13 protein-coding genes are annotated in these 15978 nt (G+C 66.0%); 8 read left to right on the top strand and 5 right to left on the bottom strand.

Features of this window, described 5'->3' with window-relative positions; genetic code table 11:
* The first annotated feature begins 72 nt into the window (after positions 1 to 72).
* The 3 genes from trxA to EN804_RS33085 all read left to right on the top strand — a co-directional run bounded on the left by trxA (position 73) and on the right by EN804_RS33085 (position 2173).
* Positions 73 to 1080, top strand: a complete 1008-nt coding sequence (trxA, locus tag EN804_RS33095; RefSeq protein WP_135922180.1) for a thioredoxin — start codon at positions 73 to 75, stop codon at positions 1078 to 1080.
* Positions 1081 to 1187: 107 nt separating this feature from the next.
* The gene (locus tag EN804_RS33090; RefSeq protein ID WP_127281055.1) at positions 1188 to 1859 is read left to right on the top strand and encodes an LON peptidase substrate-binding domain-containing protein; all 672 of its coding nucleotides are present in this window, start codon (positions 1188 to 1190) and stop codon (positions 1857 to 1859) included.
* Positions 1860 to 1930: 71 nt separating this feature from the next.
* Positions 1931 to 2173 (top strand): Trm112 family protein, encoded by a 243-nt coding sequence (locus EN804_RS33085; RefSeq protein ID WP_135922191.1) that lies wholly within the window; start codon positions 1931 to 1933, stop codon positions 2171 to 2173.
* A 235-nt stretch (positions 2174 to 2408) separates the two neighbouring features.
* On the opposite strand, the gene EN804_RS33080 is transcribed toward EN804_RS33085, so the two are convergent.
* From EN804_RS33080 to EN804_RS38350, 3 genes are read right to left on the bottom strand one after another with little or no spacing between them, the layout of a single operon-like run.
* Complete coding sequence (locus EN804_RS33080; protein ID WP_135922179.1) at positions 2409 to 5759, bottom strand: error-prone DNA polymerase; 3351 nt, start codon at positions 5757 to 5759, stop codon at positions 2409 to 2411.
* On the bottom strand, positions 5756 to 7234 hold the full coding sequence (locus EN804_RS33075) for a DUF6504 family protein (RefSeq protein ID WP_127872757.1): 1479 nt from the start codon (positions 7232 to 7234) through the stop codon (positions 5756 to 5758). Before EN804_RS33075 ends, EN804_RS33080 begins: the two co-directional genes overlap by 4 nt.
* On the bottom strand, positions 7176 to 8219 hold the full coding sequence (locus EN804_RS38350; protein ID WP_135922178.1) for a hypothetical protein: 1044 nt from the start codon (positions 8217 to 8219) through the stop codon (positions 7176 to 7178). Before EN804_RS38350 ends, EN804_RS33075 begins: the two co-directional genes overlap by 59 nt.
* A 177-nt stretch (positions 8220 to 8396) precedes the next feature.
* On the opposite strand from EN804_RS38350, the gene EN804_RS33065 reads away from it, so the two are divergent.
* Positions 8397 to 8819 (top strand): metallopeptidase family protein, encoded by a 423-nt coding sequence (locus EN804_RS33065; RefSeq protein ID WP_127280999.1) that lies wholly within the window; start codon positions 8397 to 8399, stop codon positions 8817 to 8819.
* Between the two features lie 94 nt (positions 8820 to 8913).
* On the opposite strand, the gene EN804_RS33060 is transcribed toward EN804_RS33065, so the two are convergent.
* Together EN804_RS33060 and EN804_RS33055 are read right to left on the bottom strand one after the other, a co-directional pair.
* Positions 8914 to 9120: a DUF1737 domain-containing protein gene (locus EN804_RS33060; RefSeq protein WP_027145959.1), complete on the bottom strand. Its 207-nt coding sequence runs from the start codon at positions 9118 to 9120 to the stop codon at positions 8914 to 8916.
* A gap of 37 nt (positions 9121 to 9157) precedes the next feature.
* Entirely contained in the window at positions 9158 to 10048 is an 891-nt protein-coding gene (locus EN804_RS33055) for a CoA ester lyase (RefSeq protein WP_127280998.1), read from the bottom strand.
* A 651-nt stretch (positions 10049 to 10699) separates the two neighbouring features.
* Between EN804_RS33055 and EN804_RS33050 the strand changes: the two genes are divergently transcribed.
* Genes EN804_RS33050 through EN804_RS33035 form a run of 4 tightly spaced genes read left to right on the top strand, consistent with a single transcriptional unit; the run spans position 10700 to position 15741 of the window.
* Positions 10700 to 12244, top strand: coding sequence for a DUF4173 domain-containing protein (locus tag EN804_RS33050; protein WP_135922177.1), 1545 nt, complete (start codon positions 10700 to 10702; stop codon positions 12242 to 12244).
* Between the two features lie 3 nt (positions 12245 to 12247).
* Positions 12248 to 12940 carry a response regulator transcription factor gene (locus tag EN804_RS33045; RefSeq protein ID WP_127276548.1) on the top strand — a complete coding sequence of 231 codons (693 nt, stop codon included), beginning with the start codon at positions 12248 to 12250 and terminating at the stop codon, positions 12938 to 12940.
* Positions 12931 to 14547 (top strand): ATP-binding protein, encoded by a 1617-nt coding sequence (locus EN804_RS33040; protein ID WP_135922176.1) that lies wholly within the window; start codon positions 12931 to 12933, stop codon positions 14545 to 14547. Before EN804_RS33045 ends, EN804_RS33040 begins: the two co-directional genes overlap by 10 nt.
* A 27-nt stretch (positions 14548 to 14574) precedes the next feature.
* On the top strand, positions 14575 to 15741 hold the full coding sequence (locus tag EN804_RS33035; RefSeq protein WP_135922175.1) for an FAD-binding oxidoreductase: 1167 nt from the start codon (positions 14575 to 14577) through the stop codon (positions 15739 to 15741).
* The last annotated feature ends 237 nt before the right edge of the window (positions 15742 to 15978 follow it).

Genomic DNA, 15978 nt, shown 5'->3' with positions numbered 1-15978 from the left:
TGGCGAAGCCGATTTCCAATTGAGACATGGCGCCGAGCCGCGGGCCGGCAGCGCGACCGAAAGGGTGACGAGATGAGCGACAACAATCCGTTTGGCGGATCATTCGGAAACAATGGCGGCCAGTATGCCACCACGGTGCAGTATGGCGGAACGGCCACGGCGCCGGCGAAGGCAGCGCTTGGCGATGCGCCCGCGGGCGCCCCCGCCGGCGATGTCATCAAGGACACGACGACCGCCGCCTTCGCCGCCGACGTCATCCAGGAATCGCGCCGCCAGCCGGTGCTGGTCGATTTCTGGGCGCCGTGGTGCGGCCCTTGCAAGCAGCTCACGCCGCAGCTGGAAAAGGCGGTCAAGGCCGCCGGCGGCAAGGTCAAGCTGGTCAAGATGAACATAGACGACCATCCCTCGATCGCCGGCCAGCTCGGCATCCAGTCGATTCCGGCGGTCATCGCCTTCAAGGACGGCCAACCGGTCGACGGCTTCATGGGCGCCATTCCCGATAGCCAGATCAACGAATTCATCACCAAGGTCGGCGGCAAGGGCAATGGCGCGCCGCCGGTGGCCGAGGCCCTGGCGGCGGCCGTGGAAGCGCGCGACGCCGGCGACATGCAGGCCGCCGCCGACATTTATGACGCCATCCTGGCGCAGGCGCCGGAGACGGTCGAGGCGATTGGCGGGCTGGGCGAGCTGCTGTTCGAAGCCGGCGACACGGAAGGCGCCGAGGCGTTGCTGGCAACGGCGCCCGAGGCCAAGAAGGACGCGCCGGCGCTCGCCGCCCTGCGCGCCAAGATGGCGCTTGCCGCGCAGGCGGCCGAACTCGGCAACCCGGCCGAATTCGAACGCCGGCTTGCAGAAAATCCCAAGGACCATCAGGCGCGTTTCGATCTGGCCATGATCCAGAACGCCAGGGGCGATCGCACCGCGGCCGCCGACAATCTGCTGGCCATCATCAAGGCCGACCGCGCCTGGAACGAGGACGGCGCCAGGACCCAGTTGCTGCAACTGTTCGAGGCCTGGGGCATGACCGACGAGGCGACGCTTGCCGCGCGCCGCAAATTGTCGGCGTTGCTGTTTTCCTGAGCCGGTTATCGGTTGTTTTGTCGCACAGGCTTGCGGCGTCGGGCCTGAGCGCCAGATAGGACAGGGCAGGGTTGACGCTTCGCCATGGAAGCGATCGGAGGAATGAGGTGCAAGCGGGAAACGCGCATTACCGGCTCGCCAAGGATTTGCCGTTGACGATCCCGATCTTTCCGCTCGAGGGCGCGCTCCTTTTGCCGGGCGGCCGCATGCCGCTCAACATCTTCGAGCCGCGCTACCTGCAGATGGTGGACGAGGCGGTCGCCGGCTCGCGTCTCATCGGCATCATCCAGCCCGGTCTCAATGGCGCATTGCGCGAGGATGGCGAGCCGGAGCTTTGCAATGTCGGCTGCATCGGTCGCATCATCGCCTTTTCAGAGACCGGCGACGGCCGCTACCTGATTTCGCTGCAAGGCGTGTGCCGGTTCCGCATCGCCCACGAGCTGACGGTCAAGACGCCGTTCCGCCAGTGCAAACCGGCACCCTTCCTGGCCGATCTCGACGAGGAGCAGGCGGCTGATGAAATCGACCGGCCGGCGTTGCTGCGGGCCTTTCGCGCCTATCTGCAGGCCAACGATCTGGAAGCCGACTGGGAAAGCGTCAGCCGGGCCGAAAACGCCATGCTGGTCAACGCGCTGTCGATGATGGCGCCCTATGGACCGGCCGAGAAGCAGGCGTTGCTGGAAGCCGCGGACCTGAAGACGCGGGCCGAGACGCTGATCGCCATCACCGAGATGACGCTGGCGCGCGAGAATGAGGATTTTGGCTCGAGCCTGCAGTAGGATGTGCCGATATTCAGCCGGGCTGACCTGAATCTCAACATATTGTCGGCGTGAAACCGGAAGAGGATCTGATGGCGGCGGATGGGCGTGACGGAAAGAAAACCAGCGTCGACTCGAAGCTGCTGGAACTGCTGGCCTGCCCGCTGACCAAGGGGCCGCTGGCCTGGGACCCCGAGCGTGGCGAGCTGGTCTCGCGGGTCGCCAAGCTCGCTTATCCCGTGCGCGACGGCATCCCGATCATGCTGCCCTCGGAGGCGCGGTCCATCTCGGCCGAGGACGTGCTGTCGCCGCCGAAGCTGGGCGGGCCGAGTTAGAGTTCTTAGCTGATAGTAGAGTTGCGAGAGGCTGGCGGGCCAGCGCCCCCCTCTGCCCTGCCGGGCATCTCCCCCACAAGGAGGGAGATTGGCTGTTACCTCGGCTTTCGCCAACCTTCAACTTTGTCAGAGGAGGCGGGGCGGCGACGCTGCTAATCTCCCCCCATGTGGGGGAGATGCCCGGCAGGGCAGAGGGGGGCGCCGTAGAGCGTCCACGCGGCTTGTTCCCACGTGCTTACTGAAAATTCCGTCCCTTGGGCATGACGCGTTCCGCCTCTTCCGACAGCGTTGCGAGATCCTGTCCGGCCGGCGCATTGCGTGGCGCGGGTCTGCTATCTCGATCAGGAGCCTCTGCCTTCGCGGCCGCAGAGGAGGCACCCGGCGCCCCGGCCCCGCTCACTTTCTCCAGCAGCACGGTCAGCCAGGGCGTCAGATCCTCGATCTTCTCGGCGACGATATGGACGACACCTGATTCCGACTGCAGCTTCCCGGTGACCTTCACAAACCGGGCGCCCATGACGATGGGCCGGAAGCGGGTGAAGGTCCTTTCCCAGAAGATGACATTGGCGACGGCCTTGTCGTCTTCCAGCGTGAGAAAGATCGCGTTGCCCTTGCCGGGGCGCTGGCGCACCAGCACCAGGCCGGCCACGGAGACCCGCCTGCCGTCGCGCACGGAAGGCAGGCTGGCATTGGGGGTGACGCCGGCGCGGTCGAGCCGCTCGCGCAGGAAGGCGACCGGATGCGCCTTCAGCGACAGGCCGAGCGAGCGGTAATCGTGGATGACATGCTCGCCGAGCGGCATTTTCGGCAGTCTCGTCTCGGGCTCCAGCTCGCGCAGGCTGAGCGCCGGCTGGTCGAACAGCGGCAGTTTCTCGGCGGCGCTCTTGCCGTCGAGCGCGCGGACCTCCCACAGTGCTGCGCGGCGGTCGAGGCCGATGGACCGAAAGGCGTCGGCCTGCGCCAGCTTCTCGATCTCGTCGACATTGAGGCCGGAGCGCAGCCAGACATCCCTGACGGTCGAGTAGCCGGCGCCGCGCCGGGCGACGAAAGCCTCCATGCGTTCCTTGGAAAGTCCCTTGATTTGCCTGAAGCCGAGCCGCAGCGCATGGCTTGTCTCGATGACGCCGCGCATCCCGGCATGACGCGGCAGGATGCGGGCCGGGTCGAAAGGCGCCTTTTCCAAAGTGCAGTCCCAGACGGAGAAATTGACGTCGACCTCGCGGATGTCGACGCCATGGTCGCGGGCGTCGCGCACCAGCTGCGCCGGCTGATAGAAGCCCATCGGCTGCGAGTTCAGGATCGCGGCGCAGAACACGTCGGGATAGAAGGTCTTGAACCAGCAGGAGGCATAGACGAGCAGCGCGAAGGAGGCGGCGTGGCTCTCGGGAAAGCCATATTCGCCAAAACCCTCGATCTGCTTGAAGCAGCGCTCGGCGAAGTCCTTTTCGTAGCCTCGGCCTGTCATGCCGTCGATCATGCGCTGGCGGTAATTGCCGATGGTGCCGGTGCGCTTGAAGGTGGCCATGGCGCGGCGCAGTTCATCGGCCTCGCCCGGCCTGAAGCCGCCGGCGACGATGGCGATCTTCATCGCCTGCTCCTGGAACAGCGGCACGCCCAGCGTCTTGCCGAGTATTTTTTCCAGCTCCGGCTTGGGATATTCGGCTTTTTCCTTGCCTTGGCGGCGGCGCAGATAGGGATGCACCATATCGCCCTGGATCGGGCCTGGCCGCACGATCGCCACCTCGATGACAAGATCGTAGAATTCGCGCGGCTTCAGCCGTGGCAGCATCGACATCTGGGCGCGCGATTCGATCTGGAAGACGCCGAGCGTATCGGCGCGGCAGATCATGTCGTAGACGCGGGGATCCTCCTTGGCGATCGTATCCAGGGTCAATGGCCTGCCATAGTCGTCTCTGACGCCGTATTGGGTTTCGAGCAAGGTGAAAGCGCGCTGGAGGCAGGTCAGCATGCCGAGTGCCAGTATATCCACCTTGAGGATCTTCACCGCGTCGAGATCGTCCTTGTCCCATTCGACCATCTTGCGCTCGTCCATCGCCGTCTTGACGATGGGGACGATTTCGTCGAGCCGGTCCCTGGTGATGACGAAGCCGCCGACATGCTGGGAGAGATGGCGGGGGAAGCCCATGATCTCGTTGGCGCGTTCCATCACATGCCGCGATATGGGATCGCTGCGGTCGAGGCCGCCGGCCCTGGCTTCCTTCTCGCCGAGCTCCGAGGTCGACCAGCCCCAGATCGAGCCGGAAAGCGACGCCCGGACATCCTCTGACAGGCCCATCGCCTTCGACACTTCGCGCAGCGCCGAACGGCCGCGATAGCTGATGACGGCGGCGGCGAGCGCCGTGCGCTTGGAGCTGTATTTCGTATAGATGTACTGCATCACCTCTTCGCGCCGCTCATGCTCGAAATCGACATCGATATCCGGTGGCTCGTTGCGTTCCTCCGAGATGAAACGCTCGAAGAGCGTGTCGATCTTGTCCGGTCCCACCTCGGTGATGCCGATGCAGAAGCAGATGATCGAATTGGCGGCGGAACCACGGCCCTGGCAGAGAATGCCTTCGCCGCGGGCGAATTTGATGATGTCATGGACGGTCAGGAAATAGCGGGCGTAATTCAGCCGCTCGATCAGGGCGAGTTCTTCCTGAATGCGTTTTATGACGCTGGAGGGGACACCAGCGGGAAAGCGCCGGGCCGCTCCCTCCCAGGCCAGGCGCTCCAGCTCCGCCTGCGGGCCGAGGCCCGATTCCGTCGGCTCATCGGGATAATTGTACTGAAGGTCGCCGAGCGAGAAGGTCAGCTCTTCGCCGAAACGCAGCGTCTCCGCCAGCGCCCGCGGATGCCTGCGGAACAGGCGCGCCATCTCCAGCGGCGGCTTCAGATGGCGTTCGGCATTGGCGGTCAGCTCCAGCCCTACCTCGGCGACCGGAACATTGAGGCGGATCGCGGTCAGCACATCCTGTAAGGGGCGGCGTTCGGCCGTGTGGTAGAGCACGTCGTTGGTCGCCATCAGCGGAATGCCGGTGCTTTCGGCAAACGCCGCCGCCTGCTCGATCCTGAAGCGGTCATGGCCGGCATAACAGGGCGAGACGCCGAGCCGCAGGGCGCTGCCGAGCCGGCCCTCGAGTTCCCGCAGCAAGGCCAGACTGTCCTGCGCGTCCTGCGCCAGATCGGGCAAGACCGCCAGCGACATCCGGTCCCCCCATTCGAGCAAGTCGCCGCGCTGGAGCAAGGTGGCGCCCTTTTCGGTCTCGTCGCGCAGATTGGCCTGGGTGAGCATGCGGCACAGATGCCCCCAGCCCGTGCGGTCCCTGGGATAGGCGAGAATGTCCGGCGTGCCGTCGCCAAAAACCAGCCGGCAGCCAGGATGATAGGCAAGCTTTTCGACCTTGGCCTGCTGCCAGGCGCGCACCACGCCGGCCACGCTGTTGCGGTCGGCGAGCCCGATCGCGGAGAAACCCATGAGCTTGGCCGCGACCACCAGTTCCTCCGGCTTGGAAGCGCCGCGCAGGAAGGAGAAATTCGACTGGATGCCGAACTCGGCATAGGGAATGACGGTCAGCGCGTTCATGCGAAGACCCCGTGCATGAACCAGCGCGGCGGGATCTGCGAGGCGCTGCCGTAAAGGCCTTGCCGGTAGAGCCAGTAGCGGCGGCCATCGGCATCCTCGATGCGGAAATAGTCTCGTGTCGATGCCGCCGGATCGCTCGGCGCCTCGCGCCACCATTCGGCGGCGATGCGCTCCGGACCCTCGGCACGGGTGACGCGGTAGAGCGCGCGGCGCCAACGAAAATGCAGCGGCGGTCCCTCCGGCATTTCGGTGGCCGGCACATCGATGGGCTCGGGCGCGCGGAACAGCCGGATCGGGCGTTCCGGCGGGAAGATGGTCATCGGCGCTTGCATCCTGTCCGGCTTCTTCGGCGGCGTGGTCCGGCGCGGCGCCTCGCTGAAGGGGACGATGGCGACGGCGCGTTCGGGCAGATGGCTTTCCACAGGGACAGGCTGGAGAACCGCGCTCTCGCCGAGACGGGCGCGGATACGGTCGGCGAACAGGGCGATGTCGGCACCGTCGTCGGCCGCTTCACCGGTCAGATCGGTCTGCTGCGTGTCGAAAGCGGCGACAGCCAGCACCGAGAGGCGCACCAGGTCGAAGCCATAGCCGGCATCGATATGCTGCTCGAGTGCTGCCAGCCTTTCATGGAACAATTTCCGGATCAGCAAGGGTTCGCGCATCGGCCGCGAGGTGCCGAGCGCGATGCGGCTGACGGCGCCGTCGACGCGAAAGAGCAGCAGCGCCAGTGTCCGGGCGCCTTCGCCGCGGCGTTCGAGGTCGGTCTTCAAGGTCGTCGCCAGCATGCCCACCAGCCGCTCTATCTCCTCCGTCAGCGTGACGGGTTCGGCGAGATGGCGTTCGACCGAAAGCGGCGCGACGGGAAGGCGCGGCGAGATCGCTTCGTCGAGACGGCCAAGCGCCTGGTCGAGGCGCTGGAGCAGCAAGGCGCCGAAGCGGCGGGCAAGCGGCGCGCGCGGCGCGGCCATGACGGCGCCCGCCGTGCGCAGCCCGACGCTTTCCAGGCTGGCACGGGTTTCCGGCGCTATGCGAAGGGCGGCCAGCGGCAAGGGAGCAAGCAAGGCTTCCTCCTCGCCCGATAGAACGATGCGGTCGCCGCAAAAGCGTGCCGCCGCCCAGGCCGCCCCGGGCGTGCCGGCAAGCCCGGCGCGGACGTCGAAACCCTGATGCAAGAAGCGCGACAGGATTTCGTCGAGCATGGCGCGTTCGCCGCCGAACAGATGGGTGCAGCCGGTGACGTCGAGGAACAGGCCGTCGATGCTGTCCAGCGCCACCAGCGGCGTGTAGCGGTCGCACCAGTCGGCAAGGCCCTCGAGCAGGCGCCGGTCGGCCTCCGGATCGGCTTCGACGATGTCGATCGACGGATGCATGGCGCGCGCATCGGCAATCCCCATGTCGCGCTTCAGGTGCAGCGCCTCAGCCCGCTCGTCGAGGGCTGAGATGCGCTGCGCGTTGCCCTGGCGGTGGCTGATCACGAGCGGTGGGTGAGATGGCGACGGATGATCCGAGGGTCGGGAACGCCAGGATTTCCCCAGACGCTGCCGCAGGATCCTTTCGGCCGCCAGATAGGGAAACCACAGGGACAGGATTCTCTGCCCGCTCTTCCTCGCCCCTTCTTTCGTCGAATACGCGTTCATCGGGGTTCCACTCCAGTATGAATTGTCCAGGCAAGGCCGTGCGGCTCTTGCCGATGCTGATGGTGAAGGCGGGGTGGCCGATCGAACCGGCGAGCGGCCCGGCGACCGTGGCGCGCGGCACGGCCGGCGCCGACGCGGCGATGAGGCGGATAGGCGCCGCCGTCGGTTCCGGCTCGGCCGCCTGCCGCAGCAGGAACACCGGCCGGCCGGCACCTTGCGCCCGCGCATGCAGGCGGCGTGTCGCGGTCAGGTCCAGCCGCTGCGGATTGCCGCGGATTTCCAGAATGACGGCGGCAAGCGCCGTCATGCGTGCCGCCTCCTCGGCGATCCACAGCGCATCGATAAGCCTGGGCGCCTCGGAAAACAGCAATTGCCCGGGCTCGATGCCGAAGGCGGCATGCAGCCCCCTGGCATAGGGAAAGCCGGCCTCGTGGAAAATTTCCGATGTCCCGATCCATAAGATGGGCAGCCCCTGCGCCTGGTTGAGGATCAGGCTGACGAGCGACAGGGCGAAGCCGGCCACGGCTCCCGCATCGCGGGTTTCCAGGCCATGGATTTCGGTCAGGGCGGCTTTCGGCAGGCCGCCGCCGAGCGCGGCATCGAGCCGCTCGACGCCGATGGGCAGGAAGGCATCCGGCAAGGCCGCGGCAAGGCCGCGCCGGATGATCGTCAGATCGCTGCCTGGCGTGGGGTCAGCGCTGGCGCCGGCATCAAGGGGCGCCGCCGCCGGCGCCTGCAGGCGCTCGGGCAGCGTTCCCTCGATTTTCGCGATCTGGCGGCGCAGGGCAAAAACAGTCTCCCGCGCCACGGCGGTCATCGCCATGACGGTCAGCTTCCACTCACAATTGTTCCTGTTATGTTCCTATTGATTCCAGAGGGCGCTGGAAGAGTCAAGCAGAGTCATAAGGAATTTATTCCTCTCCCGGCGCGACGCCGGCGTATAGGCGTCATTTGCCTCGACCGGTGCGAACACCTATATGCCGGGATTAAAGGACAAAGCATGGCCCGCATCTACAAGACCCGCACCTGGCATGGCGAACTTGCGCCCTCGATGGAAGAATTGGAGTTCCTGGCCCTGGAGGCCTACGCCCATCTGCCGGAGGATTTTCGCAAGCTGACCGGCGAGATCGTCATCCAGATCGCCGAATTCCCGACCGACGAGATCATGGACGATTTGTCGTTGGAGACGCCGTTCGACCTGCTCGGCCTGTTCGAGGGGCGCGGCATCGCCGAACGCTGGAACCCGCAAACCGGGGAAGGCCCCAACCGCATCACGCTCTATCGTCGCGCCATGCTCGACTACTGGGCCGAGAACGAGGAATCGCTGGGCGACATCGTCACCCACGTGCTGATCCACGAGATCGGCCACCATTTCGGCCTGTCGGACGATGATATGGAAAAGATCGAAGAGGCTGCTGAATAGGCTGTGCCTTCGTCATCCTAGGGTCTGCGCCGCGTCGCTTCGCTCCTTGCTTCGCCCTAGGATGACGAAGAGAGAGGGCCGCGGCGCTTTCCCCCTACCAGTCGCTGAGCTTAGTATCCGGCCCGTATTCCTGGCCGTCGACATCCTTCACCACGGCCTGGCCGCAGCGCATGGTCTTGGCTTTCTTGTCATAGGCATAGGTCGGCGAGCCGAACAGGTGCCAGCCCTTGTTCAGCGCCGCCGTCACCTTGTGGCAGAAGCTGGCGTCGTCCGGGGCGGTGAGAAAGCGGTAGAGTTTCATCGTCCAATTCCTGTCGTGTATCCCAAGTCGGCGAATATCATGCCCCGATGGCGGCCGCCTTCGCCAGCAGTTTTTCGGCCTGAGCCAGGTGCAGCCGCTCGACCATCCTGCCGTTCAGCGCGATGACGCCCTTGCCGCTGTTTTGCGCCAGCGCGAAGGCATCCTTCACCGCGCGCGCCTCGGCCAGTGCCTGCGCCGACGGGGCAAAGGCGCGGTTGGCGGTCTCGATCTGCGATGGATGGATCAGCGTCTTGCCGTCAAAGCCCATGGCGGCGGCCTGCGTGCATTCGCGGGCAAACGCGTCCGGGTCGCGAAAATCGTTGAACACCCCATCGAGCATGTCGAGGCCGCCGGCGCGCGCCGCCAGCAGCATCTGCATCAGCCATGGCAGGAGATAGGCGCGGTCGGGCGTCGCCAGGACACCGGTATCCTTGATCAGATCATTCGTTCCGGCAATGAAACAATCCAGCCGCGAGGCGGGGTCGCGGCCGAGTTCGGCGATGGCGCCGATGTTGAGCATGGCCTTGGGCGTCTCGATCATCGCCCATAGTTTCACGCTGTCGGGGGCAAAATTGTCGTCCAGCACATCGCCGACCTCGAGCACGTCGCGCGGTGTGTCGACCTTGGGCAGCAGGATGCCGTCCGGTTCCGCCTTGGCCACGGCGGCAAGATCCTCAGTGCCCCATTCGCTGGACAGCGCATTGACGCGCACCACCATCTCGCAGCGCCGGCCATTGCGGTCGGCACCAGGGCGATTGGCGAAAATGCCGGCCAGTTTCTCGCGCGCGGCGATCTTGTCGGCGGGAGCGACGGCGTCCTCCAGATCGATGATGACGGCGTCGCAGGCAAGCTGCGCGATCTTGGCCAGCGCCTTGTCGTTGGAGGCCGGGACATAGAGCACGGAGCGGCGCGGACGGTAGGTTTCCATGCCCGATCTATGCCGGTTGCGGTCGGGCGAGGCAAGCGTCCGACCGATACCTGATACGAGCCAACCGCGAAAGCTTGCGCCGTCCCTTGCCTGTCCTCCGCAGCCGTTGCCGAAGGGCGCCCTTCCTCTCCCCCGTCGATCGGGGGGTCCGAAGGACGGGCGAGACCCGCGGCTCGCCCCGGCAAGGTGTCGAGCGAAGCTCGACGGAGTGGGGTCGACCTTTGGGCGCAAGGCGATGCGATGCTTGCGCCCGGTGCCCTTTCCTATGTCCGTTTGCGGCGGTTGCCAGGTGGTTCCCCCACTCCGTCTCGGCTTCGCCGAGCCACCTCTCCCCCCTCCGGAGGGAGAGGAAAGGAGCCTGGCTGGGGTACGCCAACGCGTCCGCAAAGAATGGCGGGCAGCGCACCAGCCCTGCACGAAAACTGCACACGCCTGCCGAAAACCTCCTCCGATCCGCCGCATCGCCACCCGGCCGGCCTGCGAGACAGGCGGCATGCAAAAGCGAGCAAAACCCCGTTGGTCCCTGCCCCACAGGCTGCGCAGCGAAGGCTGGTGGCTGGCCGATCCACCACGTGCGACGGCAACCCTCATCCCTTTCGTCCGCAGACGCCCTCCGACGGCCCGACTGGAAGCCATGGGGACGATCAGGTCATGACAGTGTTGCTCACTTCGGCGCCAAGCTATCGCAGCCGCTTCGGCGTTGCCCTGCTGTTGGTCGCGATCGCCGATTTCCTGTTCTACGGCCAGCCCGCCGGCATCACGGTTCTCCTGTTCGCCATCCTGATTGCCGCGGCGGTGGTGGCCGTGCATCCCGCCGCGTTCAACGATGGCAAGGTGTGGCTCAAGTCAGCCGCCTTGCTTGTCGCGCTGCTGCCGCTGGCCGAGACTGTCAGCCCCTTGTCCGTCTCGATCGCGCTCGCGGCCCTGGTGGCGTTCGCGCTTTCGCTGAGTGGCCGGCTGCGGCACCGCATGGCGCGCATTACCGGCCAGGTCGTGCTGTTCGGGCTGGCGGCGCCGGTCCGGTTCCTCGGCGATTTTCTCCAGTGGCGAAGGGCGGCGCGGCGGTTCGGCGGGCATCGCATAAGGCTGGCGGCGATCGCGGTCTGGGTCATGCCGCTGACGCTGGGCGCCGTCTTCGTCGCCCTGTTCGGCGCCGCCAATCCGGTCATCGAATACTGGCTGTCGCTGATCGATCTCATCAGGCTGCTCGACCTGATCCAGCTGACGCGGATTGCCTTCTGGCTGTTCGTGCTTGCCGGCGTCTGGGCCTTTCTGCGGCCGCGCCTGCCCCGATTCCGGCGGCGTATTTTCCGGCCAGATCATCCCCCTGCCGATGCCCAGCCGGCGGCTGGCCCGGACAGGCATGTTGTCGAGGACATCGCCTTCGGTAAGGCGGCTATCCTTCGAGCGCTCGTTGTCTTCAACATCCTGTTCGCGATGCAGAGCGGGCTCGACGCCACCTATCTGTGGGGCGGGGTCGCGCTTCCCGATGGCTTGAGCTACGCCGCCTACGCGCATCGAGGCGCCTATCCGCTTGTTGTCACCGCGCTGCTCGCCGCCGGTTTTGTCCTTGCGGCGCTGAGGCCCGGCAGCGAGGCATCGGCCGATCCGCTTATCCGCCGCCTGGTCTATGCCTTGGTAGCGCAGAACATCGTGCTGGTCGCCTCGTCGATCCTGCGGCTCGACCTCTATGTCGGCATCTATGCGCTGACCTGCTGGCGCGTCGCTGCTTTCGTCTGGATGGGGCTGGTGGCGGCCGGGCTTGCGCTGATCATCGCCCGCATCGCGCTCGGAAAATCCAATGAATGGCTGCTCTCCGCCAATCTTCTGACGTTATCCCTGGCGCTTTATGCCTGCTGTTTCATCAACTTCGCCGCGCTGATCGCCAATTACAATGTCGACCATTCCCTTGAAATGACCGGCCAGGGCATTCCCCTCGACGCCTGGTATCTGCGCTCGCTCGGCCCGGGCGCCTTTCCGGCGCTCGACCGCTTCTTCGATCGTCAGCGTAAGACGGCCGATGCCGGCGCCGTCGGCGAACTGGCAAGGTTGCGCGGTGTCGATGAAGGCTGGTATCGCAGCATGCAGGAAAACTGGCGGAGCTGGAGCTTTCGCGACTGGCGCCTGCTTCGCTATCTCGACAGCAGGCAGCCGATCATTGTTCCTGGTGTCGCAGAACCCGTGCCGGATCGCTGAGCCATGCCGCATCACATCCTCGTCGCCGACGACGACCCGCATATCCGCGAAGTGATCTGCTTCGCGCTGGAAAAGGCCGGCATGAAAACGGCTGCCGTGGCCGATGGCGCCGCCGCCCTGCAGGCGATCGAACGGCGCACGCCCGACCTTGTCGTGCTCGACATCGGCATGCCTGAGATGGACGGGCTGGAGGTCTGCCGGCGGCTGCGCCACACATCAGACGTGCCGGTGCTGTTCCTGTCCGCGCGAGATGAGGAGATCGACCGCATCCTTGGGCTCGAAATGGGCGGCGACGATTATGTCACCAAACCGTTCAGCCCGCGCGAGCTGGTCGCCCGCGTCAACGTCATCCTGCGGCGCGCCCGCCCCGTCGCGCCCGAACCCGCCGACGACAGGCAGTTCGCGCAGGGCAAGCTCACCTTGGCGCCGGCCAGCCACGCGGCCGCCTTCGACGGCAAGCCGCTGGCCCTGACGGGGATCGAGTTCTCGATCCTGAAAGGGTTTCTGGCGCGGCCCACCCATGTGCTCGACCGCGAGGCGGTGATGGCCAGTGCCTATGCGGGCAAGATCCATGTCGCCGACCGCACCGTCGACAGCCATATCCGCAACATCCGCGCCAAGTTGGCGGCGGTGGGTTGCCCGGAGGTCATCGAGACGGTGCATGGCGTCGGCTTCCGGCTCGGCCGATGCGGCTGACGACGTCAAGCAAATGGATTGGCAGCAAGTGGATCGGCCGCAAATGGCGGCCTCGTCTCGCCACGGTTGTCGTCGCCATCCTGATCCTGGTGATGGCGCTGCCGCTGGTCGGCCTGTTCTTCTTCCGCCTCTATGAGAACCAGCTGATCCGCCAGACCGAGGCGGAGCTGATCGCGCAGGGTGCCGCCATCGCCGCCATCTATGCGCAGGAGGTGCGCGACGCCGGCATTTTGCCGGAAAAGCTCGGCGCGCCGATGCCTGGGGCCAATGGCGGCGCGAGCCGAAGCGCCAATCCCGAATCGCCCTATCGGCCGATCGAGCCGCGGCTCGATCTCGCCTCGGATTACGTGCTTGCGACCCGGCCTGCCGGGATGCCCGCCACGGCCGATCCCGCTTTCGCCGCGATCGGCGCGCGCCTGACCGGCATTCTCGATGCGACGCAGAAGACCACGCTGGCCGGTTTCCGGCTGCTTGATCCCGCAGGTGTCGTCATTGCCGGGCGCGACGAAATCGGGCAGTCGCTTGCCGGGGTCGAGGAGGTGCGTGCCGCACTTGCCGGGCGCTATGCCAGCGCGCTCCGGCTGCGCATCCCCAACCAGCCGGCGCCGCCGCTCTATTCGGTCAGCCGCGGCACCAAGGTGCGCGTCTTCGTCGCCCTGCCGGTTGCCGTCAACGGCAAGGTCGCCGGCGTGGTCTATGTCTCGCGGACGCCCAACAACATCATAAAACATCTCTATGGCGAACGCGGCAAGGTGACGGCGGCGGCGATCGCCATCCTCGGCGGCACGCTGCTCATCGGCCTCGTCTTCCTGCGCACTGTCAGCCGGCCGATCTATGCGCTGATCGACCGCACCCAGCGCATCGCCGCCGGCGAGCGCGACGCGATCCGGCCGCTCGACCACCATGGCACGCGCGAAATGGCCGAACTGTCCGCCGCGTTTCTCGACATGGCGGAGAAACTGCAGGCGCGCTCGGATTCGATCCAGACCTTTGCCACCCACGTCTCGCATGAGCTCAAATCGCCGTTGACGGCGATCCAGGGCGCGGCCGAACTGCTGCGCGATTCCGGCGCGGCGATGGATGATGACGAGCGGCGGCGCTTCTCCAACAATATCGTCACCGATGCCGGACGGCTCAACCTGCTGGTCCGGCGGCTGCTCGACCTGGCGCGGGCCGAAAACCTCGCGCCCAGCGGCGAAAGCACCTCGGTCAGGTCGGCGCTGGCGCTGCTTCCCGTCGACACCAGGCTGGCGGTTGGCGTCGAGGCCGGCGGCGATCTGGCCTTGCGCATCTCGGCCGAGAACGGAGCAATCGTGCTTGGCAATCTCATCGACAACTCGGCCAGGCACGGCGCGACGCAAGTTTCGATCACTGCCGCAAGCGCCGGCGGCAAGGCGACCGTGCTGGTCAGCGACGATGGCGCCGGCATTTCGCCAAGCAACCAGGCGCGCATCTTCGAGCCGTTCTTCACCACGCGGCGCTCTACCGGCGGCACCGGCATGGGCCTCGGCATCGTGCTGGCCCTCCTGAAAGCGCATGATGGTACGATCAGGTTGGTTGACTCCGAGCGCGGCACGCGCTTCGAGATCACTTTGCCGGTCGCGTAGACTGTGGACGGCGGATCGGAGAAAAAAGTGCGCTACGACATCGTTATCATCGGTGGAGCCATCGTCGGCTCCTCGGTCGCCTATTATCTGCGCGAGGAAGGGTTTTCCGGCTCGATCGCGCTGATCGAGCGCGATCCGCAATTCGCCCATGCGGCGACGACGCTATCCATGGCCTCGATCCGCCAGCAATTCTCGATTCCGGAAAACATCCGCCTGTCGCAATTCACGCTGAAACTGTTCCGGCGGCTGAAGGAAGAATTCGGCACTGACGCCGATATCGGTTTTCGCGAGGGCGGTTATCTCATCCTTGCCGGCGAGGCGGGGCTGCCGATCCTCAGGGCCAACCACGAGGCGCAGGTCGCCGAAGGCGCCGACATACTGCTCGAGGACGCCGACCAGCTGACGCGCCGCTTCCCCTGGCTGTCGGCGGAAGGCATCACCGCCGGCGCCTATGGCCGGACGGGCGAGGGCTGGTTCGACGCGCATGCGATGCTGACGCTGTTCCGCAAGGCGCTGCGGCAGAAGAAGATCGACTTCATCAGCGCTTCGGTCACCGGTATCGAGCGGCAGGGCCACCGCGTCACCGGCGTCAGCCTCGATAATGGCGACCGGATCGAGGCCGGCACCGTCATCAACGCCGCCGGGCCGAATGCCGGCAAGGTCGCCGCCCTTGCCGGGCTGGCGCTGCCGGTCGAGCCGCGCAAGCGCAACGTCTTCGTCTTCGAGGCGCGCGAGAAATATGCCGACATGCCGCTGCTGGTCGATCCCTCGGGCATCTATGTCAGGCCGGAAGGCTCGGTCTACCTGACCGGCGGCGCCGAACCGGAAGAGGGCGACGGCCCGGCCGATCCCGGCGATTTCGACGTCGACTGGCCGCTGTTCGAAGAGGTGATCTGGCCGGTGCTGGCAACCCGCATCCCGGCCTTCGAGGCGATCAAGCCGACGCGTGCCTGGGCCGGGCATTATGACTATAACACGCTCGACCAGAACGCGGTGATCGGCCCGCACCCCGAAGTGACGAATTTCCTCTTCGCCAACGGATTTTCCGGCCACGGCCTGCAGCAAGCGCCGGCGGTCGGCAAGGCGCTGGCGGAACTGATCGTGCATGGCGGCTACCGGACGATCGATTGCTCGGCGTTTGGCTACGAACGGGTGGCCGAGGGCCGGGCGTTCCGGGAATTGAATGTGATTTGAGGCGCCTGGCCTGGGCCTGCCTCTCCCTTCTCCCCTTGTGGGAGAAGGTGGATCGGCGCGCAGCGCCGAGACGGTTGAGGGGTGCGTGACAGATCTCCGTCCTTGCCAAGCTGGAACACCCCTTGTGTGTTTGGAATCGTGCATTGTTGAGGTGCCACGGACCAGGTGCTTGCCTGATCCGTGGCGGCGGTCGAGAGCCCGTCACCCCTCAGGTGGCTTAAACCGTGGATGAGCTGG

Origin of the sequence: Mesorhizobium sp. M8A.F.Ca.ET.161.01.1.1 (assembly GCF_004792105.1) — a bacterium.
Classification (GTDB): domain Bacteria; phylum Pseudomonadota; class Alphaproteobacteria; order Rhizobiales; family Rhizobiaceae; genus Mesorhizobium.
This window is presented reverse-complemented; position numbering and strand designations above follow the sequence as displayed.